Annotated in this window: 21 protein-coding genes and 1 tRNA gene; 16 read left to right on the forward strand and 6 right to left on the reverse strand. The window is 66.1% G+C overall.

The genetic code is table 11. From position 1 onward, the window contains the following. Window positions 1-50: 50 nt before the first annotated feature. From ispG to FOB72_RS03985, 12 genes are all read left to right on the forward strand, one after another. A complete protein-coding gene (gene ispG / locus FOB72_RS03930) occupies window positions 51-1,352 on the forward strand; it encodes a flavodoxin-dependent (E)-4-hydroxy-3-methylbut-2-enyl-diphosphate synthase (protein ID WP_150371324.1) in 1,302 nt (433 codons plus the stop codon). Between the two features lie 28 nt (window positions 1,353-1,380). Beyond that, the gene (gene hisS, locus FOB72_RS03935; RefSeq protein ID WP_150371325.1) at window positions 1,381-2,736 is read left to right on the forward strand and encodes a histidine--tRNA ligase; all 1,356 of its coding nucleotides are present in this window, start codon (window positions 1,381-1,383) and stop codon (window positions 2,734-2,736) included. Between the two features lie 11 nt (window positions 2,737-2,747). After that, entirely contained in the window at window positions 2,748-3,380 is a 633-nt protein-coding gene (locus FOB72_RS03940) for a YfgM family protein (RefSeq protein ID WP_150371326.1), read from the forward strand. 83 nt (window positions 3,381-3,463) lie between these two features. Then, entirely contained in the window at window positions 3,464-4,645 is a 1,182-nt protein-coding gene (bamB, locus tag FOB72_RS03945; RefSeq protein WP_150373735.1) for an outer membrane protein assembly factor BamB, read from the forward strand. 255 nt (window positions 4,646-4,900) lie between these two features. Continuing rightward, a complete protein-coding gene (gene der, locus FOB72_RS03950) occupies window positions 4,901-6,244 on the forward strand; it encodes a ribosome biogenesis GTPase Der (RefSeq protein ID WP_150371327.1) in 1,344 nt (447 codons plus the stop codon). A 240-nt stretch (window positions 6,245-6,484) separates the two neighbouring features. Further along, complete coding sequence (gene hfq / locus FOB72_RS03955; RefSeq protein ID WP_109580730.1) at window positions 6,485-6,724, forward strand: RNA chaperone Hfq; 240 nt, start codon at window positions 6,485-6,487, stop codon at window positions 6,722-6,724. 129 nt (window positions 6,725-6,853) lie between these two features. Further along, window positions 6,854-8,077 carry a GTPase HflX gene (gene hflX, locus FOB72_RS03960; protein ID WP_150371328.1) on the forward strand — a complete coding sequence of 408 codons (1,224 nt, stop codon included), beginning with the start codon at window positions 6,854-6,856 and terminating at the stop codon, window positions 8,075-8,077. Between the two features lie 60 nt (window positions 8,078-8,137). Next, window positions 8,138-9,496, forward strand: a complete 1,359-nt coding sequence (gene hflK, locus FOB72_RS03965) for an FtsH protease activity modulator HflK (RefSeq protein WP_150371329.1) — start codon at window positions 8,138-8,140, stop codon at window positions 9,494-9,496. Between the two features lie 14 nt (window positions 9,497-9,510). After that, on the forward strand, window positions 9,511-10,413 hold the full coding sequence (gene hflC / locus FOB72_RS03970) for a protease modulator HflC (protein WP_150371330.1): 903 nt from the start codon (window positions 9,511-9,513) through the stop codon (window positions 10,411-10,413). Between the two features lie 110 nt (window positions 10,414-10,523). Beyond that, complete coding sequence (locus tag FOB72_RS03975; protein ID WP_150371331.1) at window positions 10,524-11,675, forward strand: ATP phosphoribosyltransferase regulatory subunit; 1,152 nt, start codon at window positions 10,524-10,526, stop codon at window positions 11,673-11,675. A 172-nt stretch (window positions 11,676-11,847) separates the two neighbouring features. Beyond that, the gene (locus FOB72_RS03980) at window positions 11,848-13,191 is read left to right on the forward strand and encodes an adenylosuccinate synthase (RefSeq protein ID WP_150371332.1); all 1,344 of its coding nucleotides are present in this window, start codon (window positions 11,848-11,850) and stop codon (window positions 13,189-13,191) included. Between the two features lie 151 nt (window positions 13,192-13,342). Further along, the gene (locus FOB72_RS03985; protein ID WP_150371333.1) at window positions 13,343-13,912 is read left to right on the forward strand and encodes a phosphoribosyltransferase; all 570 of its coding nucleotides are present in this window, start codon (window positions 13,343-13,345) and stop codon (window positions 13,910-13,912) included. Window positions 13,913-13,917: 5 nt separating this feature from the next. Here FOB72_RS03985 and FOB72_RS03990 read toward each other — a convergent pair whose 3' ends face one another. The 3 genes from FOB72_RS03990 to FOB72_RS04000 all read right to left on the reverse strand — a co-directional run bounded on the left by FOB72_RS03990 (window position 13,918) and on the right by FOB72_RS04000 (window position 15,403). Next, a complete protein-coding gene (locus FOB72_RS03990; RefSeq protein ID WP_150371334.1) occupies window positions 13,918-14,547 on the reverse strand; it encodes an NAD(P)-dependent oxidoreductase in 630 nt (209 codons plus the stop codon). A 62-nt stretch (window positions 14,548-14,609) separates the two neighbouring features. Beyond that, window positions 14,610-15,044, reverse strand: coding sequence for an Rrf2 family transcriptional regulator (locus FOB72_RS03995; RefSeq protein ID WP_150371335.1), 435 nt, complete (start codon window positions 15,042-15,044; stop codon window positions 14,610-14,612). Between the two features lie 272 nt (window positions 15,045-15,316). After that, a tRNA-Leu gene (locus FOB72_RS04000) sits at window positions 15,317-15,403 on the reverse strand. Window positions 15,404-15,470: 67 nt separating this feature from the next. On the opposite strand from FOB72_RS04000, the gene rnr reads away from it, so the two are divergent. The 3 genes from rnr to FOB72_RS04015 all read left to right on the forward strand — a co-directional run bounded on the left by rnr (window position 15,471) and on the right by FOB72_RS04015 (window position 19,702). Next, entirely contained in the window at window positions 15,471-18,089 is a 2,619-nt protein-coding gene (rnr, locus tag FOB72_RS04005; RefSeq protein WP_150371336.1) for a ribonuclease R, read from the forward strand. A 126-nt stretch (window positions 18,090-18,215) separates the two neighbouring features. Then, complete coding sequence (rlmB, locus tag FOB72_RS04010; protein WP_150371337.1) at window positions 18,216-18,959, forward strand: 23S rRNA (guanosine(2251)-2'-O)-methyltransferase RlmB; 744 nt, start codon at window positions 18,216-18,218, stop codon at window positions 18,957-18,959. A gap of 14 nt (window positions 18,960-18,973) precedes the next feature. Next, window positions 18,974-19,702 carry an SIR2 family NAD-dependent protein deacylase gene (locus tag FOB72_RS04015; protein ID WP_150371338.1) on the forward strand — a complete coding sequence of 243 codons (729 nt, stop codon included), beginning with the start codon at window positions 18,974-18,976 and terminating at the stop codon, window positions 19,700-19,702. Window positions 19,703-19,706: 4 nt separating this feature from the next. On the opposite strand, the gene tal is transcribed toward FOB72_RS04015, so the two are convergent. Continuing rightward, window positions 19,707-20,663 (reverse strand): transaldolase, encoded by a 957-nt coding sequence (tal, locus tag FOB72_RS04020; protein ID WP_150371339.1) that lies wholly within the window; start codon window positions 20,661-20,663, stop codon window positions 19,707-19,709. A gap of 175 nt (window positions 20,664-20,838) precedes the next feature. Here tal and rpiA point away from each other — a divergent pair, with 175 nt between their 5' ends. Further along, window positions 20,839-21,525: a ribose-5-phosphate isomerase RpiA gene (rpiA, locus tag FOB72_RS04025; protein WP_150371340.1), complete on the forward strand. Its 687-nt coding sequence runs from the start codon at window positions 20,839-20,841 to the stop codon at window positions 21,523-21,525. 37 nt (window positions 21,526-21,562) lie between these two features. On the opposite strand, the gene FOB72_RS04030 is transcribed toward rpiA, so the two are convergent. Then, window positions 21,563-22,855: a hypothetical protein gene (locus tag FOB72_RS04030; protein ID WP_150371341.1), complete on the reverse strand. Its 1,293-nt coding sequence runs from the start codon at window positions 22,853-22,855 to the stop codon at window positions 21,563-21,565. Between the two features lie 218 nt (window positions 22,856-23,073). Further along, a complete protein-coding gene (locus FOB72_RS04035; protein WP_150371342.1) occupies window positions 23,074-23,349 on the reverse strand; it encodes an oxidative damage protection protein in 276 nt (91 codons plus the stop codon). Between the last annotated feature and the right edge of the window lie 14 nt (window positions 23,350-23,363).

Below are 23,363 nucleotides of genomic sequence, written 5' to 3' on the forward strand. Positions count from 1 at the left end.
CAGACAAGCGCGGTCCCCGCAAACCGTCAAGCATGCAAGGTGGTGATGCAATGAATGAAGAGGCTTTCCAGCCCGTCGAGCCAGTTCCTCCGGGCCCGTTGCCGCGTCGGCAGTCGCGCCAGGCGCGCGTCGTGTGGGGCGACAACGTCGTTCTGATCGGCGGCGGTGCGCCCGTGCGCATCCAGTCGATGACCAATACGGACACCGTCGATGCGATCGGCACGGCGATCCAGATCAAGGAACTCGCGCGCGCGGGCTCCGAGATCGTCCGTATCACCGTGAACACGCCCGAGGCCGCGGCCGCGGTGCCGGCGATTCGCGAGCAGCTCGACCGCATGGGCGTCGATGTGCCGCTGGTCGGCGACTTCCACTACAACGGCCATACGCTGCTGCACGACTATCCCGAGTGCGCGCAGGCGTTGTCGAAGTACCGGATCAACCCGGGCAACGTGGGCAAGGGTGCCAAGCGCGACACGCAGTTCGCGCAGATGATCGAGATGGCGTGCCGCTACGACAAGCCGGTGCGTATCGGTGTGAACTGGGGCAGCCTGGACCAGGACCTGCTCGCGCGCATCATGGACGAGAACGCGCAACGCGCGAAGCCGTGGGCCGCGCAGAACGTGATGGTGGAAGCGCTGATCACGTCGGCGATCGAGTCCGCGCGCAAGGCCGAGGAGATCGGCCTCGCGGGCAATCAGATCATCCTCTCGTGCAAGGTCTCGCAGGTGCAGGAGCTGATCGCGGTGTACCGTGAACTGGCGCGCCGCTGCGAATACGCGCTGCACCTGGGCCTGACCGAAGCGGGCATGGGCAGCAAGGGCATCGTGGCCTCGACGGCCGCGCTGTCGGTGCTGCTGCAGGAAGGCATCGGCGACACGATCCGCATTTCGCTGACGCCGGAACCGGGCGCGCCGCGCGAGAAGGAAGTCTACGTGGGGCAGGAGATCCTGCAGACCATGGGCCTGCGCAACTTCACGCCGATGGTGATCGCATGCCCCGGCTGCGGCCGCACCACGAGCACGACGTTCCAGGAGCTGGCCGCAAGCATCCAGTCGTATCTGCGCGAGCAGATGCCGGTGTGGAAGACGGCCTATCCGGGCGTGGAAGAAATGGACGTGGCCGTGATGGGCTGCATCGTCAACGGCCCCGGCGAGAGCAAGCACGCCAATATCGGCATCTCGCTGCCGGGCTCGGGCGAGTCGCCGGCGGCGCCGGTGTTCGTGGACGGCGTCAAGGTGAAGACGCTGCGCGGCGAGCGCATCGCCGAGGAATTCCAGGCGATCGTGGACGAATACGTGCGCACGCACTACGGCCCGAATGCCGTGCGTGCCGAACAAGGTGCGGTGGCCTGAGCGGCCGCCGCCATGCAGACAAGAAGAAATGACTGAGAAGACAGAGAAGGTGCGGGCGCTGCAAGGCGTCAAGGGCATGAACGACATGTTGCCCGCCGACGCGCCGCTGTGGGAGCTGTTCGAGAACACCGCGCGGTCGATGCTGCGCGCCTACGGTTACGAGCAGATCCGCACGCCGATCGTCGAGCACACGCAGCTGTTCGTGCGCGGCATCGGCGAGGTCACGGACATCGTCGAGAAGGAAATGTACTCGTTCACCGATTCGCTGAACGGTGAGCAACTGACGCTGCGTCCGGAAGGCACGGCGGCGGCGGTGCGCGCGACGATCGAGCACAACCTGCTGTACGACGGCCCCAAGCGCCTGTGGTACACGGGTCCGATGTTCCGCCACGAGCGTCCGCAGCGTGGCCGCTATCGCCAGTTCCACCAGCTTGGCGCGGAAGCGCTCGGCTTTGCCGGTCCGGACGTCGATGCCGAGATCATCCTGATGTGCCAGCGCCTGTGGGACGACCTCGGTCTGACCAATGTGCGCCTCGAGCTCAATTCGCTCGGCCAGGCACACGAGCGTGCCGCGCATCGCGAGGAACTGATCAAGTATCTGGAAGGCTTCCAGGACATCCTCGACGAGGATGGCAAGCGCCGCCTGTACACGAACCCGCTGCGCGTGCTCGACACGAAGAACCCCGCGCTGCAGGAGATGGCTGCGAACGCGCCGAAGCTGATCGACTTCCTCGGCGAGGAATCGCTTGCGCACTTCGACGGCGTGCAACGCCTGCTGAAGGCGAACAACATTCCGTTCAAGATCAATCCGCGTCTCGTGCGCGGGCTCGATTACTACAATCTGACGGTATTCGAGTGGATTACGGATAAGCTTGGCGCGCAGGGCACGATCGCCGGCGGTGGCCGCTACGATCCGCTGATCGCGCAGATGGGCGGCAAGTCCGCGCCCGCGTGCGGCTGGGCCATGGGCATCGAGCGCATCATCGAACTGATGCGCGAAGAGAAGCTCGTGCCGGACGTCGAAGGGTGCGATGTGTACGTCGTGCACCAGGGCACGCCGGCCGCCGAGCAGGCGATGATCGCCGCGGAGCGCCTGCGCGATGCGGGCCTCAACGTGGTGCTGCATGCCACGACCGACGGCAAGAGCGGCAGCTTCAAGTCGCAGATGAAGCGTGCCGACGGCAGCGGTGCGTCGTTCGCGATCATCATCGGCGACGACGAGGTGGCCAACGGCGTGGTGCAGGTGAAGGAATTGCGTGGCGCGGGTGCCGAAGGCACGGGCGGCGCGCAGGAGTCGGTGCCGGCAGAGGGCCTCGTGGAATTCGTGATCGATCGGATGGTCAATGCCATCGAGAGCGATGACGACGATAGCGACGAACAATAATTGATCTCGACATGGCTTACGATCTAGAAGAACAGGAACAGCTTGAGAGCCTCAAGGCCTGGTGGAACCAGTACGGCAACTTTGTCACCTGGATCCTGATTGCGGGCCTGCTCGCGTTCGCGGCATGGGGCGGCTGGAACTACTGGCAGCGCTCGCAGGCGCGCGACGCGGCGCTGCTGTACGAGCAGGTGACCAAGGCCGCCGAAGCGCGCGACGCCGATCGCGTGAAGCGTGCCGCCACCGACCTCGAGTCGAAGTTCGGCCGTACCGCGTACGGCCAGATGAGCGCGCTGGTCGCGGCCAAGACGCTGTATGACGCGGGCGATCTGGCCGGCGCGAAGGCGCAGCTGCAATGGGCGATCGATCATGGCGACGGCGATTACGTGCACCTCGCGCGGGTGCGCCTGGCGGGCGTGCTGCTCGACGAGAAGGCCTACGACCAGGGTCTGGCGCTGCTGAAGACGGACCCGCCGGGCCCGTTCGAGGCGTTGTACGCCGACCGCCGTGGCGATCTGCTGGCCGCGCAGGACAAGCGTGACGATGCGCGTGCCGCGTATCGCCGCGCGCTGGACAAGCTGGGCACCGGCGATGCCGGCATGCGCCAGGTCATCCAGTTCAAGCTCGATGCGCTGGGCACGGCCTGAAGCCGTCCCGCAGCGCTGAACGAGCCAACGAGCTAACCGAGCCAACGAGCTAACGAGCCATACAAGGGGAACGCATTCTCATGATGTCATTGCAACAAGCCGCCGCGAAACGTTCGACCCACCGTGTGTCCCGCCATGTCGCGCGTGCGCTGACCGCCGGGGCCTGCCTGGGCGTGCTCGCCGGCTGCTCGCTGTTCGGCAAGGAGAACAAGCATCCGCCTACCGAGCTGAAGCCGGTGGCCGCCACGCTGTCGGTCAAGCAGGCCTGGACCGTCGATGTGGGCAAGAGCGGCGAGTACGTGATGGCGCCCGTGGCATCGGGCAACAACGTCTACGTGTCCTCGCGCAGCGGCAACGTGATGGCGATCGACGGCAATTCCGGCCGCACGCTGTGGAAGGCCAAGACCGATGTCGACCTGACCTCGGGTCCGGGCTCCGATGGCAGCGTTACGGCCGTGGCGGGCGAGAAAGGCGTGGTCTACGCGTTCGACGCGAGCGGCAAGCAGGTATGGAAGAAACAGGTCAACGGCGAGGTCCTGTCCGCGCCGCTGGTCGGTAACGGGCTCGTGATCGTGCGTACCACGGACACGCGCGTGCTAGGCCTCGATGCGCAGACGGGCGAGCGTCGCTGGATCTACCAGCGTTCGCAGACCCCGCTGAACCTCCGCGCGGCCATGGGCATGACGTTCGCCGGCGACGGCGTGGTGATGGGCTTCCCGGGCGGCAAGCTCGGCGTGCTCGCCCCGGGCAATGGCGTGCTGCGCTGGGAGTCCGCGGTGTCGTATCCGAAGGGCGTGTCCGAAATCGAGCGCCTGAACGACGTCACGGGCCAGCCCGCCGTCAACGGGCGCCAGGTGTGCGCGACCACGTTCCAGGGGCGTATCGCCTGCCTGGAGCTGACCAACGGCCAGCCGCAGTGGGGCAAGGATTTCTCGTCGCCGACCGGTGTCGCGCAGGATGACACGTCGCTGTTCGCCAGCGACGAATCGTCGACGGTCTACGCGTTCGACCGCCAGAACGGCAACGAACGCTGGAAGAACGACCAGCTTCGCTATCGCACGCTCGGCGCGCCGACCGCGCTGGGCCGCTCGGTGGTGGTGGGCGACTACGATGGTTTTGTCCACTTCCTCTCGCGCGAGGACGGCCAGATCGTGGCCCGCATGAAGACCGACGGCAGCGCGATCAGCGCCGCCCCGGTGGTTGCGGGTCAGACGCTGGTGGTGCAGACGCGCGATGGCGATGTGTACGGTTTCGTACCGAACTAAGATATAAAAAAAGCTAGCGCCTCGGTGGCGCTGATCGTCCGTACTCCTGTCGTACGGACGGAACCAATCCGGTAGCATGATTCCGGTCGTGCCCGCTTTCGCGGTCTGGACCGTGGCGCCCCGCATCGTCTGGCCGGGCGCGCCCGACAGGAAAACCTGCCTGCCGTGCCCCGATACCCGGTGCGCGGCAGGATGTCGGATCAACATGACTCCGGAGTCGGGGCGGCGTGTGCCGGCCCATTTTCCGTTTATTGCATGAAACCAGTGATCGCACTCGTCGGCCGCCCGAACGTGGGCAAGTCGACGCTATTCAATCGGATGACGCGCTCGCGCGACGCGCTCGTCGCCGACCTGCCGGGCCTGACACGGGACCGCCACTACGGCGAGGGCCGTGTCGGCGACCGTCCATTCATCGTGATCGACACAGGCGGCTTCGAGCCTGTGGCCAAGGAAGGCATCGTCGCCGAAATGGCCAAGCAGACGCGCCAGGCCGTGGTCGAGGCGGACGTCGTGATCTTCCTCGTCGATGGCCGGCTCGGCCTCGCGCCGCAGGATCGCGTGATTGCCGACTACCTGCGCAAGACCGGCCGCCGCATCATGCTGGCCGTGAACAAGGCCGAAGGCATGAAGTACACGTCGGTCGCGGCGGACTTCTACGAGCTCGGCATGGGCGACCCGTACGCGATCTCGTCGACACACGGCGATGGCGTGCGCGAGCTCGTCGATGAGGCGCTCGATATCGCGGTGCAGGAGCGTCCGGAGCTCGCCGAGCTCGAGGACGCCGGCCAGCGCGGCGTGAAGATCGCGATCGTGGGGCGGCCGAACGTGGGCAAGTCCACGCTCGTCAATACGCTGATCGGCGAGGAACGCGTGATCGCGTTCGATATGCCCGGTACCACGCGCGACGCCATCTACGTGGAGTTCGAGCGGGGCGGCAAGCCCTATACGCTGATCGATACGGCGGGCCTGCGCAAGCGCGGCAAGGTGTTCGAGGCCATCGAGAAGTTCTCGGTGGTCAAGACGCTGCAGTCGATTGCCGATGCCAACGTGGTGGTGCTGCTGCTCGACGCGCAGCAGGACATCTCGGAGCAGGATGCGCATATCGCCGGCTTTATCGTCGAGTCGGGCCGCGCGCTCGTGGTGGGCGTCAACAAGTGGGACGGCCTGGACGGGCATACGCGCGACCGCATCAAGCACGACCTCGAGCGCAAGCTGCAATTCCTCAGTTTTGCCAATTTCCATTTCGTTTCCGCGCGCGAGCGCACCGGGATCGGCGCGCTGCTGCGCTCGGTCGATGACGCCTATGCGGCAGCCATGGTCAAGCTGCCGACGCCGCAACTGACGCGCGTGCTGGAAGAAGCGGTAGAGTTCCAGCAGCCGAAGCGAGTGGGCACATCACGCCCGAAACTCCGTTACGCGCACCAGGGCGGGTCCAACCCCCCGATCATCGTGGTGCATGGCAATGCGCTGTCGGGCGTCGCCGAAACCTATCGCCGATACCTTGAAAACCGGTTCCGCGCCGCATTCAAGCTCAAAGGCACCCCCCTTCGAATCGAATTTCGCACGAACAAAAACCCGTACGTCGACTCGAAGGAATGAGCCTCGATGGTGCCTGGGGCTCGGCTTTTTCGGCGCGGGCAAGATTCGTTTGCGTTCGTTTGGAACTGCGGCTAAATTCACGGATAGCAGGGGGTTCGCCCCCTGCGTGTGTTGAGGCCAAGCTGGTACCGCTTTCATCTTTGCTTTGATCTTTTTTTGGCGCGATCTTGTGCCGATGACTTGAACCGGGGGCTTCCGTCCCCATGATCCATCACTAAATCTATAAATTTGGAGTGTGCCATGAGCAACAAAGGGCAATTGCTACAAGACCCGTTCCTGAACGCGCTGCGCAAAGAGCACGTGCCGGTTTCCATCTACCTCGTCAATGGCATCAAGCTGCAAGGCAATATCGAGTCGTTTGACCAGTACGTCGTCCTGCTGCGCAATACGGTGACGCAGATGGTGTACAAGCATGCGATTTCCACCGTCGTGCCGGCCCGCGCGGTCAATTTCCGCGTGGATGACGCTTCCGAGGGTTAATCCCGACGATTCCGTCATGTGCGGCCGCATTCCGGTGCGGTCGCATGGTTGTGCCTGCTTTCAGATCTTCCGCCGTCCACGGTCATCCCGACCGTCGCCTCTCCTCTAGACGCTTCGCGTCCACCCCGTTTGCAACCCAAAGCTACCTCCAATACCGAGCCGTCGCGCGCCATCCTGGTTGGCGTGGATTTCGGCAAGCATGATTTCCAGGAAAGCCTGTCCGAACTCGCGCTGCTGGTGACGACCGCCGGCTCCGTGCCCGTTCATACGCTGACAGGCAAGCGGCCGCGTCCCGATCCGTCGCTGTTCATCGGATCCGGCAAGGCCGAAGAGCTGCGGCAGGCCGCGGACGCGCTCGATGCCGACGTGATCGTGTTCAACCACGCGCTGAGCCCCGCGCAGCAGCGGAACCTCGAGCGCTTTCTGAACCGGCATGTGATCGACCGCACCGGGCTGATCCTGGACATCTTCGCGCAGCGCGCGCAGAGCCATGTGGGCAAGGTGCAGGTGGAGCTCGCGCAGGTCCAGTACCAGGCGTCGCGGCTGGTCCGCGCGTGGAGCCATCTGGAGCGGCAGAAGGGCGGTATCGGGATGCGGGGCGGTCCGGGCGAGCGTCAGCTCGAGCTCGACCGCCGGATGCTGGACGACCGCGCCAAGCGGCTCAAGACGGATCTCGCGCGGCTGCGCCGCCAGCACAGCACGCAGCGTCGCGCGCGCGCCCGTAACGAAACGCTCAGTATTTCGCTGGTCGGCTATACGAACGCGGGCAAGTCGACGCTGTTCAACGCGCTGACCAAGGCCCGGGCCTACGCGGCCGACCAGCTGTTCGCGACGCTGGACACGACATCGCGCCGGCTGTTCCTCGAGGGGCTGGGCAACGTGGTGTTGTCCGATACCGTCGGATTTATTCGCGATTTGCCGACACAGCTCGTCGAAGCGTTCCGCGCCACGCTCGACGAGACCGTGCATGCGGACCTGCTGCTCCATGTCGTCGATGCCTCGAGCGGCGTGCGGCACGAGCAGATCGAACAGGTGAACCGCGTGCTCGCCGAAATCGATGCCTCGGATATCCCGCAGATCATCGTCATGAACAAGATCGACGCGGCGCCGGAACTGCTCGAGGCCGGGCCGCGCATCGAGCGCGACGAGGACGGCGTGCCCACGCGCGTGTTTCTGTCGGCGCGTGAAGGGCTGGGCCTCGATGGCCTGCGCGAGGCCGTGGTGGAGGTGGCCCAGTGGCTGGCCTCGCGGCCCCCGATGCCCCCGGAGCACGACCCGCGCCTCGACGAGGTTCAGGCGGAAATTTCGCCCGACGCGCGCGCCGATGGCGAAGATCATGGCGATATTGCGTAAATGTGATCAGGATGGCTGCTAGAATCCACCTGTTCACAACTTCCCGGACCCGTGCACTTCATGCCCCAGTTCTCCCGGAATCCTGACTCGCGCTACGCGCCAGGCGCCAGGCACTCCCACGCGCCGCTGCGCGCGGGCTGGCAACGCCTGCGTGCCATCTTCTCGCTGAACGACCCCCGCTGGGGCCGCAACGGTCAGGACGACGAAGACAAGGACAAGGACAACAACCGCCAGCAGAACCAGCGGCCACAGGACGGTCCGCCCGATCTCGACGAGCTCTGGCGCGATTTCAACCGCCGCCTGAGCGGCCTGCTGGGCCGCAAGGACAACGGCGGTGGCGGCAACCAGAACTTTGGCGGTCCCCGCACGCCGGGCAAGGGCTCGGGCATCGGCGTCGGCGTGCTGATCGCCGCGATTGCCGGTATCTGGCTGGCCAGCGGCTTCTTCATGGTCCAGGAAGGCCAGACCGCGGTCATCCTGCAGTTCGGCAAGTACAAGTACAGCGCCGGGCCCGGTATCAACTGGCGCTGGCCGTGGCCGATCCAGTCGGCCGAAGTGGTCAACCTGTCGGCCGTGCGTTCGGTCGAGGTGGGCCGCGCGACGTCGATCAAGGACACGAACCTCAAGGACTCGTCGATGCTCACGCAGGACGAGAACATCATCGACGTCCGGTTCACGGTCCAGTACGACATTCAGGACGCGAGCGAATATCTGTTCTTCAACAAGACCGACCGCGGTGGCGACGAAGAACTGGTGACGCAGGCCGCCGAGACCTCGGTGCGCGAGATCGTGGGCCGCAACCGGATGGACTCGGTGCTGTACGAGAACCGCGAACAGATCGCGCAGGGGCTGGCGAAGTCGATCCAGGCCATCCTGACCGCGTACAAGACCGGTATCCGCGTGATCTCCGTCAACGTGCAGAGCGTGCAGCCGCCCGAGCAGGTGCAGGCCGCGTTCGACGACGTGAACAAGGCCAGCCAGGATCGCGAACGCGCGATCAGCGAAGGGCAGGCCTATGCCAACGACGTCATTCCGCGCGCCAAGGGTACCGCCGCGCGCCTGAAGGAAGAGGCCGAGGGCTACCGTTCCCGCGTGGTGGCGCAGGCCGAGGGCGATGCCTCGCGCTTCCGCTCCGTGCAGGCCGAATACGCAAAGGCACCGCAGGTGACGCGCGACCGTATCTATCTGGAGACCATGCAGCAGATCTACTCCAACACGAGCAAGGTGCTCGTGGATGTGCGCCAGGGCAGCAACCTGCTGTACCTCCCGCTCGACAAGCTCGTCTCGCAGACGCAGGGCGGGGTTGCCCCGTCGTCGCCCGCGGCGGCGCCGGGCGCGGCCGTGCCTTCGGTGCCCGATGCATCGTCGGATATCCGTTCGCGTGAAGCGATGCGTAATCGCGACCGCGATTCGCGCTAAGGGAGGAGACCGTCATGAACCGACTGATTTCCTTCGCGATTGGTATCTTCATCGTCCTGGCCGTGGCGTCGTCGATGCTGTTCGTCGTCGATCAGCGCCAGTACGCCGTGGTGTTCGCCTTCGGCGAGATCAAGCAGGTCGTGCGCGAGCCGGGCCTGCACTTCAAGCTGCCGCCGCCGCTGCAGAACGTGGTCTTCATGGACCGCCGCCTGCAGACCATCGACGTGGCCGCCAACGAGCGCTTCCTGACCGCCGAGAAGAAGAGCATGGTGGTGGACTGGTTCGTCAAATGGCGCATCGTCGATCCGCGCAAGTTCTTCGTCGCCTTCGGCGGCAACGTGCGCGGCGCACAGGACCGCATGACGCAGCGTATCGATTCCGTGGCGCGCGAGGAGTTCGGCAAGCGCACGGTGGCGGACGTCGTCGCCGGCGAGCGCGACAAGGTCATGCAGAACATCCGCACCGGCATGAGCGAGTACGCGCAGTCCGTGGGCGTGGAGATTCTGGACGTGCGCCTGAAGCGCGTGGACCTGCTGCCCGCCATCAGCGAATCGGTGTATCGCCGCATGGAGGCCGAGCGCAAGCGCGTGGCCAACGAACTGCGTTCGACCGGTGCCGCCGAGGGTGAGAAAATCCGCGCCGATGCCGATCGTCAGCGCGAGGTCGTGCTCGCCGAGGCGTATCGCGATGCGCAGGTCATCAAGGGCGATGGCGATGCGAAGGCCTCGATGCTCTACGCCGACGCGTTTGGCCGCGATCCGAATTTCGCGCAGTTCTGGCGCAGCATGGAAGCCTACCGCAACACGTTCCGCGACAAGCGGGACCTGATCGTGCTGGAACCGAGTTCCGATTTCTTCCGCTATATGCGGTCGTCGGGCGGCAGCAGCGCCCCGGCACCCGCGCCGAGCAAGAAGTAGGGTAGCCGGCAGTTCCCGGCCATCGACTACGAAACCCCGGCTTGCCGGGGTTTTGTACGCTACCGGTGTACCATTCGCCCGGCAAACGTATGACAGTTATGAGAAGCACCATGTCCAACCACTGGCTCCTGCCTGAAAACATCGCCGACGTCCTGCCGTCGGAAGCGCGCAAGATCGAAGAACTGCGCCGCCGCATGCTCGATCTGTTCCGCACCTACGGCTACGAGCTGGTCATGCCCCCGATGCTCGAGTACCTCGAGTCGCTGCTGACGGGCACGGGTCACGATCTGGACCTGCGCACGCTGAAGCTCGTCGACCAGCTGTCCGGCCGCACGCTGGGCCTGCGCGCCGACATCACGCCGCAGGTCGCGCGGATCGACGCGCACCTGCTGAACCGCCCGGGCGTGACGCGCCTGTGCTATGCCGGCAACGTGCTGCACGCGCGTCCGGCGGGCTTCCATGCGACGCGCGAGCCGATTCAGCTCGGCGCCGAAATCTACGGCCATGCGGGCCTCGAGGCCGACGTCGAGATCCAGGAACTGATGCTGGCCGCGCTGCAGGTGGCGGGGCTGACCGACGTGCGGCTGGATCTGTGCCACGCGGGCATTCTCGGCGCGGTGCTGGAAGGGCTGCCGTCCATTCGCAAGATCGAGGATGCGCTGTTCGCGGCGCTGGAAACCAAGGACGTGTCCGCGCTGCGCGAGCTGACGGCGGGGATGCCCGAGACCGAGCGCGACGCGCTGCTGGCGCTGCCGACGCTGTATGGCGGGGTGGACGTGATCGATCGCGCGCGCGCGACGCTGCCCTCGAGCCCGACCATCGGCCGCGCGCTGGACGAGCTGGCCGCGCTGGCCGCGCGCGTGAGCGGCGCGAGCGTCAATATCGACCTTGCGGACCTGCGTGGCTATCACTACCACAGCGGTGTGATGTTCACGGCCTATGTGGCCGGCCTGCCGAACTACGTGGCCCGTGGCGGCCGCTACGACAAGGTCGGCGAAGCGTTCGGCCGCGCCCGTCCCGCGACGGGTTTCTCGCTCGACCTGCGCGAAGTGGCGGCCCTGTCGCCCGTGGAAGTGCGCGCGCTGGCCGTTTTCGCCCCGTGGGATGCCGATCCCGCGCTGCGTGCGGCCATCGCGGCCCTGCGCGGCAATGGCGAGATCGTGATCCAGTCGCTGCCGGGCCACACGCACGAGCTCGACGAATTCAATTGCGACCGCCAGCTGGTCCGCCAGGGCAACGCCTGGGTCGTCGTGCCGCGCTGAATATCTGCTGATTCCGATGCCGGGACCGGCTTCGCGGCCGGTGCCGGCATGCGTTCGCGGTCTGCTTCCGCATGCCGCGATTTGTCTCGAACGGACCAGTTTGGCGCCCAAAAAACGGGCACTGTTCCGCAACGAGAGTAGAATACGTTTTTAACCTTCTGACCAATTCAACATGTCCGCATCCGCAGTAAGCCAGGGACGCAACGTCGTCGTGATCGGAACCCAGTGGGGTGACGAAGGCAAAGGGAAAATCGTCGATTGGCTTACCGACCAGGCAAAGGGCGTGGTGCGGTTCCAGGGTGGTCACAATGCAGGCCACACGCTGATCATCGGCGGCAAAAAGACCATTCTTCGACTGATTCCGTCGGGCATCATGCGCGACGGTACGGTCTGCTACATCGGCAACGGCGTCGTGCTGTCGCCCGAAGCGCTGTTCCGCGAGATCGAGGAGCTCGAGGCCGCCGGCCTGCAGGTGCAGAATCGCCTGCGCATCTCCGAAGCCACGACGCTGATCCTGCCGTATCACGTCGCCATCGACAAGGCGCGTGAAGCGCGCCGTGGCGCCGCCAAGATCGGCACGACCGGCCGCGGTATCGGCCCGGCCTACGAGGACAAGGTGGCCCGCCGCGCGTTACGCGTGCAGGACCTGTTCAATCCGGAAGCGTTCGCCGAGCGCCTGCGCGAGAACCTCGACTTCCACAACTTCATGCTGACGCAGTACCTCGGTGCCGAGGCGCTCGACTATCAGCAGATCCTCGACGAAACGCTGGCCTACGCGCCGCGCCTGAAGCCGATGGTCGCCGACGTGTCGGCCGAGCTGTACGCGGTGAACGCCGCCGGCGGCAACCTCATGTTCGAAGGCGCGCAGGGCACGCTGCTGGACGTGGACCACGGTACGTACCCGTTCGTGACGTCGAGCAACTGCGTGGCCGGTGCGGCCGCCGCGGGCGCGGGCGTGGGTCCGGGCCGTCTGAACTACATCCTCGGCATTACCAAGGCGTACTGCACGCGCGTGGGTTCGGGTCCGTTCCCGAGCGAGCTGTACGACAACGACAATCCCGCGCGTCAGGACCCCGTGGGGGTTCGCCTGGCCAACGTGGGCAAGGAATTCGGCTCGGTGACCGGCCGTCCGCGCCGCACGGGCTGGCTCGATGCCGCCGCGCTCAAGCGTTCGGTGCAGATCAACGGCGTATCGGGCCTGTGCATGACCAAGCTCGACGTGCTCGACGGTCTCGAGACCCTCAAGCTGTGTGTCGGCTACACGCTCGACGGCAAGACCGTTGACATCCTGCCGCGCGGCTCCGATGCCGTGGCCGCCTGCGTGCCCGTGTACGAGGAATTCCCGGGCTGGAACGAGTCGACCTTCGGTGTGAAGAGCTGGGATGCACTGCCGGAAGCGGCACGCAACTACCTCAAGCGCGTCGAGGACGTGGTTGGCATTCCCATCGACATGATCTCGACCGGTCCCGACCGTGACGAGACCATTCTGCTGCGTCACCCCTATCAGGTGGCGTAACGGCATGACGGCCGCGAACGGGGACATACCCGGGCGGCCGCACATAATGACCGCGGCGACACGAGCGTCGCGGCAATTCCCTCGGCCCGCTATCGCGGGCCGAAAGCTTTATCGGTCAGACCACGACTGAATAAAAAGAGCACAGCACAACATGAACCTCCCTACCAACGACGACGAGAACCTCTGGGTCTCGTGGGACGAATACCACCGGCTGATCGCGCGCCTGTCGCTGAACGTGCACGAGTCGGGCTGGAAATTCGACAAGATCCTCTGCCTGGCCCGTGGCGGCCTGCGCGTGGGCGACCAGATGTCGCGCATCTTCGATGTGCCGCTGGCCATCCTCGCGACCAGCAGCTATCGCGAAGCCGCGGGCACGCAGCAGGGCGAGCTCGATATCGCGCAATACATCACGATGACGCGCGGCGAGCTGTCGGGCAAGATCCTGCTCGTCGATGACCTCGTCGACTCGGGCATCACGCTCGAGCGCGTGGGCAAGCATCTGAAGGAGCGCTACCCGGCCGTGACCGAGGTGCGCTCGGCAGTCATCTGGTACAAGGCGTGCTCGAAGGTCGAGCCCGACTATCACGTGACGTTCCTCCCCTCGAACCCCTGGATTCACCAGCCGTTCGAGGAGTACGACACGCTGCGTCCGCACAACCTCGCGGCCTGGCTCAAGCGAGGCAGGCGCGCGAGTCTGCTGGACGACGATAGCGCGACCTGAGCCACTCAATAGCCGACCGTGAAACGCCGCCGCGTATGCCGCGGCGTTTCCACTTCGTCGATCATCGCGATCGCGTAGTCCTCGATCGAGATCGAACTGTTGCCTGCGGCATCGACCAGCAGGTCGTCCTCGCCGAGGCGAAACTTGCCCGTGCGTTCGCCGGGCGCCAGCAGCGCGGACGGCGACAGGAACGTCCAGTCCAGCGTCGTCTCGCCCTTTAGTGTGTTCAGGAACTCGCGGCCCGCAAGCGCTTCGGCCTTGTACGCGGCCGGGAATTCCGGCGTATCGACGATCTGCACGCCGGGCGCGCCGAACAGGCTGCCCGCGCCGCCGACGACCAGCAGCCGCGGCGTCTCGCCTCCGCTCGCCTGGCCCGCGGCCTTGACCGCCTCGATGATGCGGCGGGGGTCGTTGCCGTGGAACTTCAGCGAACTGATCACGGCGTCGTGTCCCGCGAGGGCCCGCGCGAGCGCGTCGGCCTGTGCGACGTCGATATTCTTCGTGGTCAGGCCCGCGCGCGCGGGCAGACTTTCGGCACTGCGGGCGACGGCGGTCACGCGGTGGCCGCGTTGCAGCGCTTCATCGGTGAGGCGGGTGCCGACGTTGCCGGTGGCACCGAGAATGGCGATATTCATGGTCTTCCTTGTCGCGTCAAAAAAATGTGAAACTAAAGTAGTTACACATCAGGGTAAAAAAATCAGCGCTTGCGGCGCTGGCCGGCGCGCTCGACATCGGCGAGCATGCCTGCGATCGTGACTTCCGCGAGCGCCGCGTCCATGGCCGCCTGCGCACGGTCGGCGACATTGCGCAGCGCGCCCGTGATCTCGCGCCCGACCAGGCACGCGGGATTCGGCGCGCTCTGGTGCAGCGTGATCAGCGCGCTGGTCTCCACGGCCCGGAATACCTCGAGCAGCGTGATCGACGCGGCGGGGCGCGCCAGCATCGCGCCGCCCGTGCTGCCCATCGTGGTCGAGACGAAGCCGGCGTCGGTCAGCGCGCCGATCATGCGCCGGATCAACGCGGGGTTCGTGCCGACACTGCCCGCGATCAGCGACGAGGGCAGCGGTTCCTCGGCCTGCGCGAGCAGAGTGAGGATATGGACCGCGACGGCGAAACGGCTGCTGGTGCTCATGCTGAAATGTCTTGATGTGAAACTATGGTAGTTACAGATGGCGGGGTATGTCAAGCCGGTACAAGATAATGCCGGAATCGCCACTGTTTGCTGATACACTCATTCACGATGCATTCAGGTGTTGGATTCAGGTGTCCCGAGTGCAGACCGATATAAGAGAGAAGAAGGGAGTTTCGATTGATCAGGGATTGCTGGCGTCGCAGAGATAACCGCGCGGACAACAAAAAACCCGCAAGCTCGAAAGCGTTGCGGGTTCTTTGCAGGAATATCCTTGGTGCCCAGGAGAGGACTCGAACCTCCACAGTGTTGCCACCGCTAGGACCTGAACCTAGTGCGTCTACCAATTCCGCCACCTGGGCAGGTGTCGAAACAACCGAAGCGGCCATTATAGCGACCGTATAACGTTTGTCAAATAGTTTCCAAAAATTGAATCAGAACAACTATCCGATCCCAAGCCGGGAAGAAATCCTCGGCGTGCTCAGAACTTCGGGGTCGCCGCAGTCGGCCGGCGATATCGCCAAGGCCCTCTCCGTCACGCGCAAGGAGCATGACGGCTTTCAGAAGCGCCTCGCGGCCATGGAGCGCGACGGTCAGATCGAACTGAACCGAAAAGGCCGCTACGAACTCGCGCACCAGCCGAATTTCGTGCTCGGCCGTGTGCAGGGCCATCGCGATGGCTTCGGCTTCCTGATCCGCGACGATGGCGAGGACGATGTCTTCCTGCCCGAGCGCGAACTGCAGAAGGCCATGCACAACGATCGCGCGCAGGTGCGCGTGATCGGCTACGACCGCCGCGGACGTCCGGAAGGGCAGATCGTCGAAATCGTCGAACGCGCGAACCGTTACGTGATCGGCCGCCTGTTATCGGAGAACGGCGTGCTCGTCGTGGCGCCCGAGGACAAGCGCATCGGCCAGGACATCCTCATTCCGCCGAAGTCGCAGGGCAAGGCGCGTGTGGGCCAGGTGGTGAGCGTGGAGCTCGTCGAATGGCCGGACCGCTACGTGCAGCCCGTGGGCCGCGTGGTGGAAGTGCTCGGCGATATCGACGATCCGGGCATGGAGATCGAGATCGCGGTGCGCAAGTACGGCGTGCCGCATCAATTCTCCGATGCCGCCGCCAAGGAAGCGCAGGCGCTGCCCGACGTGGTGCGCCAGTCGGACCTCGATCACCGCATCGACTTGCGCGATGTGCCGCTGGTCACGATCGACGGCGAGGACGCGCGCGACTTCGACGATGCCGTGTACTGCGAGCCCGTGAAGATCGGTCGCACGAAGGGCTGGCGCCTGATCGTGGCCATCGCGGACGTGTCGCATTACGTGCGTCCGGGCTCGCCGCTCGATGCCGACGCGCTCGATCGCGCGACGTCGGTCTACTTCCCGCGCCGCGTGATTCCGATGCTGCCGGAGAAGCTCTCGAACGGACTGTGCTCGCTCAACCCGCAGGTGGACCGTCTGTGCATGGTCTGCGATGCGGTGATCACGAGCAAGGGCGAGGTCAAGGGCTACCAGTTCTATCCCGCCGTGATGCATTCGGCCGCGCGCCTGACCTATAACGAGGTCTGGGCCGTGCTGTCGAACACTAAGGGCCCCGAGGCCCACAAGCGTGGCGAACTCGTGCCGCATCTGCAGAACCTGTACGAACTGTTCCAGGTCCTGCTGAAGGCGCGCCGCGAGCGCGGCGCGATCGACTTCGACACGACCGAGACCTATATCGTCTGCAACGCGCAGGGCAAGATCGAGCAGATCCTGCCGCGCACGCGCAACGATGCGCACCGCCTGATCGAGGAGTGCATGCTCACGGCCAACGTGTGCGCGGCCGACTTCCTCGAGCGGTTCAAGCATCCGACGCTCTATCGCGTGCATGCGGGGCCGGGCGAGGAGAAGCTCAAGAACCTGCGCGAGTTCCTGAAGACCGCGGGCCTGTCGCTCGGCGGCGGCGACAAGCCGCAGGCGTCCGACTACGCCGAGGTCATGGACAAGATCAAGTCGCGTCCCGATGCGCCGATGCTGCAGACGATGCTGCTGCGCTCGATGCAGCAGGCCGTCTACAGTCCCGACAATATCGGCCACTTCGGCCTCGCGTACGAAGCCTACGCGCACTTCACGAGCCCGATCCGGCGCTATCCGGATCTGCTCGTGCATCGCGCGATCAAGGCGGTGCTCGCGCATACGAAGTACCAGCCGGCCTTTGCGCCGGGCACCGAGTTCAATACCTCGATCTCCCCGAAGGCCCGCCGCATGCAGGCCAAGGATGCCGAGCAGCGTGCCGAGGCCACGGCCGCGCGCGCGCGCCGCAACGAGGCCATCTGGGACGAACTGGGCTTGCACTGCTCGGCCAACGAGCGCCGTGCCGACGAGGCATCGCGCGACGTCGAGGCGTGGCTCAAGTGTTACTTCATGCGCGACAAGCTCGGCAGCGATTTCGCAGGCACGGTCAGCGCCGTCACGTCGTTCGGCATCTTCGTGCAGCTCGACGAGCTGTATGTCGAGGGCCTCGTGCACGTGACCGAACTCGGCAGCGATTACTTCCAGTTCGACGAGGCACGCAACGAGTTGCGCGGCGAACGCACGGGCATCCGTTACCGGCTGACCGATCGCGTGCGCGTGCAGGTGTCGCGCGTGGACCTCGATGCGCGCAAGATCGACTTCCGTCTGGTGCAAGAGCCGTCGGCCAAGTCGCTGCGCGCGCGCGTGCCGGGTCCCGAGGCGCAACCGCGCGTGCCGGCGGCGCATGCGGTGCCGGCGCGCAAGAAGGGGCGCCAGCTTGCGGCACTGCTCGGCGGCACGTCGAAGCCCGAGGAATCGTTCGACGAGACGCTCGATCGCGTGATCGAGGAGCAGCCGGTGTTCGAGGCCGTGATCACGCCGATGAAGCCGAACGTCGCGCATGGCGGCCATGCCACGCACAAGACGCCGGGCGGCAAGCCCGCCAAGCGCGCGGCCAAGCCCAAGCCCGCGCATCTGGAGAAGCCGCGCAAGCCGGCGACCAAGGCCCGCGGCGCCAAGACGGCGACCAAGGGCCCGCGCGCGGCACGCAAGCGCTAGCGTGAGCCCGCTGCCGCGCGGCGCCTTCCTCGAGAGGGCGCCGGCGGCAGCGCGAGTCTCCTGTTGCGGGTGGTCGTTTGCCCGCGGTTTTTTCTTGCGCCCCGGGATATCCCCTACAATCCCGCCATGGCCAAGCAAAAACTCCTGATCGGCTTTCATGCCGTCACTGCACGCCTTCGCCAGGACGCGAAGGGTGTTTCCGATGTCTATATCGAAGCCTCGCGCCGTGACCGGCGCATGCAGGACTTCGTCAAACTCGCCGAAAGCCTCGGCGTGCGGCTCCATCCCGTCGATGCCGACCGCCTGCGTGGCATGGCGGGCACCGACCGTCACCAGGGCGTGGTCGCCCGCGCGGAAGAGGTATCCCTCGCGCTGAACCTCGACGAGCTGCTCGACGGTATCGAGGGCACGCCGCTGCTGCTGATTCTCGATGGCGTGACGGACCCGCATAACCTCGGCGCCTGCCTGCGCGTGGCCGATGGCGCGGGCGCGCACGCCGTGATCGCGCCGAAGGACCGCAGCGTCGGTCTCAACGCGACCGTGGCCAAGGTGGCCAGTGGCGCTGCCGAAACCGTGCCCTATATCACCGTGACCAATCTCGCGCGCACGCTGCGCGAACTGCAGGAACGCGGCATCTGGGTGGTCGGCACCGCCGACGGCACCGACAAGTCGCTGTACGACATCGACTTCAAGGGACCGATGGCGATCGTGATGGGCGCGGAAGGCGAGGGCATGCGCCGCCTGACGCGCGAGACCTGCGACGAGCTGGTCGGCATTCCGATGGCCGGCGGTGTGGAAAGCCTCAACGTGTCCGTCGCCAGCGGCGTGTGCCTGTACGAGGCGGTGCGCCAGCGGCGCTTGCCGAAGTAAGCGTCGAGCACGCGATGGATGCCAACGCGCTGGCCGAGGCGCGCGCGCGGATCGCGCAGGCGCGCAACGTCTTCGTGCTGACCGGGGCGGGGATTTCCGCCGAGTCCGGCGTGCCGACGTTTCGCGATGCGCTGACCGGGCTCTGGGCCCGGTTCGATCCCGAGGAACTCGCTACCGAAGCCGCATACCGGCGCCAGCCGGCGCTCGTATGGCAATGGTACGAGCACCGGCGCGCGCTGGTTGCGGCGACGCATCCCAATCCGGCACACGACGCGCTGGTGTGGCTGGCCGCGCGCAAGCCGGTGACGCTGGTCACGCAGAACGTTGACGGGCTGCACCAGCGGGCCGGCAGCGAGCATGTGGTCGAGCTGCACGGCAACCTCTTCGCCAACAAGTGGCTCGACGGCTGCGGCCGGTGCGATACGGTCGAGCCCACGCCCGGCGAGCCGCCGCGCTGCGCCCTGTGCGGGGCGCTGATGCGGCCCGGCGTGGTGTGGTTCGGCGAAGATCTGCCGCGCGTGGCGCGCTATCGCGCCGAATACGCGGCCGAACACAGCGACCTGTGCCTCGTGGTGGGAACGTCGGGGATGGTTTATCCGGCGGCGGCGCTGCCGGGCGTGGCGAAGGACAACGGTGCCACGGTGATCGTCGTCAATCCGCAGCCATCGGTGCTCGATCAGACCGCGGATATCGTGCTGGCGGGCGCGGCAGGGGAGACCCTGCCGCTGCTGTGGGCGGAATAACGCGTTACTGGCGCGCCATTTCGCCGATCAATGCTTCGAGCTTGACCGCATCGGCCGCGAACAGGCGGATGCCCTCGGCGAGCTTTTCGGTGGCCATCGCATCTTCATTGAGTTGCCAGCGGAACGCGGCCTCGTCGGCGGCGATGCGCGCGATATTTGCCGCATGCGCGTGGCCGACCGAGAGCTTGCGCTCGACCGCCGGGCCTTCCACATTGAGCTGTTCGAGCAGGTCGGGGCTGATGGTCAGCAGGTCGCAGCCCGCGAGCGACAGGATCTGCGCGGTGCTGCGGAAGCTCGCGCCCATCACCTCGGTCTCGTGGCCGAACTTCTTGTAGTACTCGTAGATCTGGCGCACCGATCGCACGCCCGGGTCGTTGTCGCCGCCATTCGCCACGGCATCCCACTTGTCGCCGGCCTGCTTCTTGTACCAGTCGAGAATACGGCCGACGAACGGCGAGATCAGCTGGGCGCCGGCCTCCGCGCATGCCACCGCCTGCGCGAGCGAGAACAGCAGCGTCATGTTGCAGCGGATGCCGTCGCGCTGGAGCACCTCCGCCGCGCGGATGCCTTCCCACGTCGAGGCGATCTTGATCAGCACGCGTTCGCGCGCAATGCCGCGCTGCTCGTACAGCGTGATCAGATGGCGCGCCTTTTCCACGGTGGCGGCGGTGTCGAACGACAGCCGCGCATCGACCTCGGTGGACACGCGGCCCGGCACGATCGCGAGGATCTCGAGCCCGAACGCGATCAGCAACTGGTCCATGACGGCGTCCTTGCCCGAGCCGCCGTGATCGCGCACCGCGGCTTCGAGCAGCGGGCGGTACTCGGGCTTCTGCACGGCCTTCAGGATCAGCGACGGATTCGTCGTCGCGTCCTGCGGCTTGTACTGCTTCATCAGCTGGAAGTCGCCGGTGTCGGCCACCACCGTCGTGAACTGCCTCAGTTGTTCGAGCTGGGTCATGATCGTGCGGGATGAACTGCGGGGTAACGGGCAGGAGCGCATGCGAACCGGCTCCCGGGGAACGGCTCATTGTACCGTCGCGTGACCTCCGTCCAACAGAGGGTGCCGTCCGACACGGGCAGGACTTCGCGATCCGCTACACTACGCGTTTTCCCTCAAGCAACCGGCAGTTGTCATGACTCAGGACGAACTCAAGGCGCTGGTGGCCCAGGCCGCCGCGGATTATGTGAAGCAGGAAGTGCCCGTCGGCGCGGTACTCGGCGTCGGCACCGGTTCCACCGCGAATCTCTTCATCGACGCCGTGGCCGGGTTCAAGGAGCGTTTCTCGGGTGCCGTCTCGAGCTCCGAGGCGTCCACGCGCCGCCTGCAACAGCATGGCTTCGAGGTGCTGGACCTCAACGAGGTCGACGAGATTCCCGTCTACGTCGACGGCGCCGACGAGATCGACGCGTCGGGCGCGATGATCAAGGGCGGTGGCGGCGCGCTCACGCGCGAGAAGATCGTGGCCTCGGTGGCCGCGCGATTCGTGTGCATCGCCGATGGCAGCAAGCTCGTCGAGACGATGGGCACGTTCCCGCTGCCCGTCGAAGTGGTGCCGATGGCACGCGCGGCCGTGGCCCGCAAGCTGGCGGCGCTGGGCGGCCAGCCGCGTCTGCGCATGACCAAGGAAGGCGGCATCTACAAGACCGACAACGGCAACGTGATTCTCGACGTGTCGGGCCTGAAGATCACGCAGCCCAAGGCGCTGGAAGAGCAGATCAACCAGTTGCCCGGCGTGGTCACGGTCGGCCTGTTCGCGCTCCGCGGCGCCGATGTGCTGCTGCTCGGCACCGCGGACGGCGTGCGCCGCACCGATTACTGATCGCAACGTCCGGGTCGGCGCCGCAATCAGCGCGGGTTCAGCGCTGAATCTGCGTTCTCGCGGCGGCCCGGCCTGAAGATCCTTTCGTTTTCCGATCGGCCGAGCGTTTCGTGGCGCGCGACGCCCCGGCGCGCTGGCGATGGCATACGCCCATCTGGTCGGCGAACGACGCCGGCGCCGTCGAGCGTAGCTGATACGCCATCGTGTCGGCCGCCAGCGGCAGGAACACCTGGTCCCGCTGCGGCGTCCACCGCACCCATTGCAGTCCGTTCGCCTCGGCTGGCGCAGCGCCGCCCGGGAGACCCTGCGCGCTATCGGGCAACGTCCGCACGGGCCGGTTGAGATGCCGGTTGCGGACCGATGGTCCCGTCATATCCAGCGTCTCCGTATGCAGCGTGCCGCGATGGACCTGGCCACCGGTTTGCGGATCGAGCCGCATGTTCGGATGCTGGCACCGCCACCGGCCGTCCGGCAGCGCGGCGGGCACATGCTCCGCCGATCGCATGACGACGATGCCCGAGGCGCCATCCGTTGCCGGGAGCGTTGCGCCGTCAGGGCGACCGACATCCCCCATATAGAGCGCGAGGTCGCCGGGTTTGCCCGACACATGGAGCCGGCCCGCGGGCCTGCCGTCGGCGATGACCGTGAAGACGCCCGGCCAGCGGGTCTGGTCCGCGGGCTCCAGCTTTCGCGCGGGTTGGCTCGCCCCTGCCGCAGCCGCGAGGCAGTCCTTGCCCTGGCATTCCCAGATGGCGCCCGACCGCTCGATGCGGAGCTGGCCCGCGTCGAGGCCGCCCGGCGATGTCCGGACCGGCGCCGCCCCTTCGCGATGCCGCACGTAGTAGTAGACCCCGGCAATGGAAGCCACGGCGGGCAGTTCGGTGGCGGCCGATGCGTGCAGCACGCCCGCCAGTCGCGTCCCGCGCGATGTCGCCGTGCCGGCAGCGTCGGCATTGGGCAGGCCGGAGAGTCCGCCGCTGAGCTTGTCCGCGTCACGCGTAAAGCGGAAGGTGACGCCGCGCAGGCGCGCGGTCATGGTCTCTGGCGGCGGCGCGTCGTTGTCGGCCACGAACTGCCGGGCCGTGTATTCGCCGTGCCGGACCGTATAGCTGCCGACGATCGCGCCCCGCAGCCCGGAAGGGGCGTCTTCGAAGCGCACATGGACCTTGCCGGCGCTCGGGGCGTCCACGGTGACCACGGCGGTGCCGCCGAACGACAGCGGACCGCGATAGGTGACGGGCTTTGTTTCGGCGGCGCCCTGCGCCAGGGCAGTGCCTGCGGTGGCCACGGCCGACAGCATTCCCGCAGCGAGTTTCGAGGCTAGCGTCACGTTCGCACTCCTTCATGTGTGGAAAGGAGCGCCAGCGTAGCGAGCGTCAGAGGTTTCTGACCTTGATGTTTCTCAAGAAGCGTAAAGGTCCGGCGTGCCGTCGGAGCGCTTTCGGAAAAGGATGACTTCCGCGTAGGCGGGACATCGCGTTGCGGCCAGAAAATGGCCAAAAAAAGAGGTGTCCGAAGACACCTCTCGTCAGGCGGTGCGCCAGCGGCTTATGCCGACGGCGGCGGCACGTAGCCGACGGCCTGATCGGCGCCGTCGCCGAAGAAATACTTTTCGGTCTGCTTGAGCAGGTATTGGCGCGCGCGCACGTCCGCCATGTTCAGGCGGTTTTCGTTGATCAGCATCGTTTGATGCTTGAGCCAGCCGGCCCAGGCTTCCTTCGAGACACCTTGCCAGATCTTCTTGCCGAGTTCGCCCGGCAGCGGCGGGAAGTCGAGGCCTTCGGCTTCCTTGTTCAGCTTGATGCAATGGACCATGCGGGCCATAAGGGACTCCAGTT

Source organism: Cupriavidus pauculus, assembly GCF_008693385.1.
Classification (GTDB): domain Bacteria; phylum Pseudomonadota; class Gammaproteobacteria; order Burkholderiales; family Burkholderiaceae; genus Cupriavidus; species Cupriavidus pauculus_D.

Bases quoted from the DNA above. Each gene is read 5' to 3' on its own strand.
- ispG (WP_150371324.1), top strand. From the start codon at position 51: ATGAATGAAGAGGCTTTCCAGCCCGTCGAGCCAGTTCCTCCGGGCCCG.
- hisS (WP_150371325.1), top strand. From the start codon at position 1,381: ATGACTGAGAAGACAGAGAAGGTGCGGGCGCTGCAAGGCGTCAAGGGC.
- FOB72_RS03940 (WP_150371326.1), top strand. From the start codon at position 2,748: ATGGCTTACGATCTAGAAGAACAGGAACAGCTTGAGAGCCTCAAGGCC.
- bamB (WP_150373735.1), top strand. From the start codon at position 3,464: ATGTCATTGCAACAAGCCGCCGCGAAACGTTCGACCCACCGTGTGTCC.
- der (WP_150371327.1), top strand. From the start codon at position 4,901: ATGAAACCAGTGATCGCACTCGTCGGCCGCCCGAACGTGGGCAAGTCG.
- hfq (WP_109580730.1), top strand. From the start codon at position 6,485: ATGAGCAACAAAGGGCAATTGCTACAAGACCCGTTCCTGAACGCGCTG.
- hflK (WP_150371329.1), top strand. From the start codon at position 8,138: ATGCCCCAGTTCTCCCGGAATCCTGACTCGCGCTACGCGCCAGGCGCC.
- hflC (WP_150371330.1), top strand. From the start codon at position 9,511: ATGAACCGACTGATTTCCTTCGCGATTGGTATCTTCATCGTCCTGGCC.
- FOB72_RS03975 (WP_150371331.1), top strand. From the start codon at position 10,524: ATGTCCAACCACTGGCTCCTGCCTGAAAACATCGCCGACGTCCTGCCG.
- FOB72_RS03980 (WP_150371332.1), top strand. From the start codon at position 11,848: ATGTCCGCATCCGCAGTAAGCCAGGGACGCAACGTCGTCGTGATCGGA.
- FOB72_RS03985 (WP_150371333.1), top strand. From the start codon at position 13,343: ATGAACCTCCCTACCAACGACGACGAGAACCTCTGGGTCTCGTGGGAC.
- FOB72_RS03990 (WP_150371334.1), bottom strand. From the start codon at position 14,547: ATGAATATCGCCATTCTCGGTGCCACCGGCAACGTCGGCACCCGCCTC.
- FOB72_RS03995 (WP_150371335.1), bottom strand. From the start codon at position 15,044: ATGAGCACCAGCAGCCGTTTCGCCGTCGCGGTCCATATCCTCACTCTG.
- rlmB (WP_150371337.1), top strand. From the start codon at position 18,216: ATGGCCAAGCAAAAACTCCTGATCGGCTTTCATGCCGTCACTGCACGC.
- FOB72_RS04015 (WP_150371338.1), top strand. From the start codon at position 18,974: ATGGATGCCAACGCGCTGGCCGAGGCGCGCGCGCGGATCGCGCAGGCG.
- tal (WP_150371339.1), bottom strand. From the start codon at position 20,663: ATGACCCAGCTCGAACAACTGAGGCAGTTCACGACGGTGGTGGCCGAC.
- rpiA (WP_150371340.1), top strand. From the start codon at position 20,839: ATGACTCAGGACGAACTCAAGGCGCTGGTGGCCCAGGCCGCCGCGGAT.
- FOB72_RS04035 (WP_150371342.1), bottom strand. From the start codon at position 23,349: ATGGCCCGCATGGTCCATTGCATCAAGCTGAACAAGGAAGCCGAAGGC.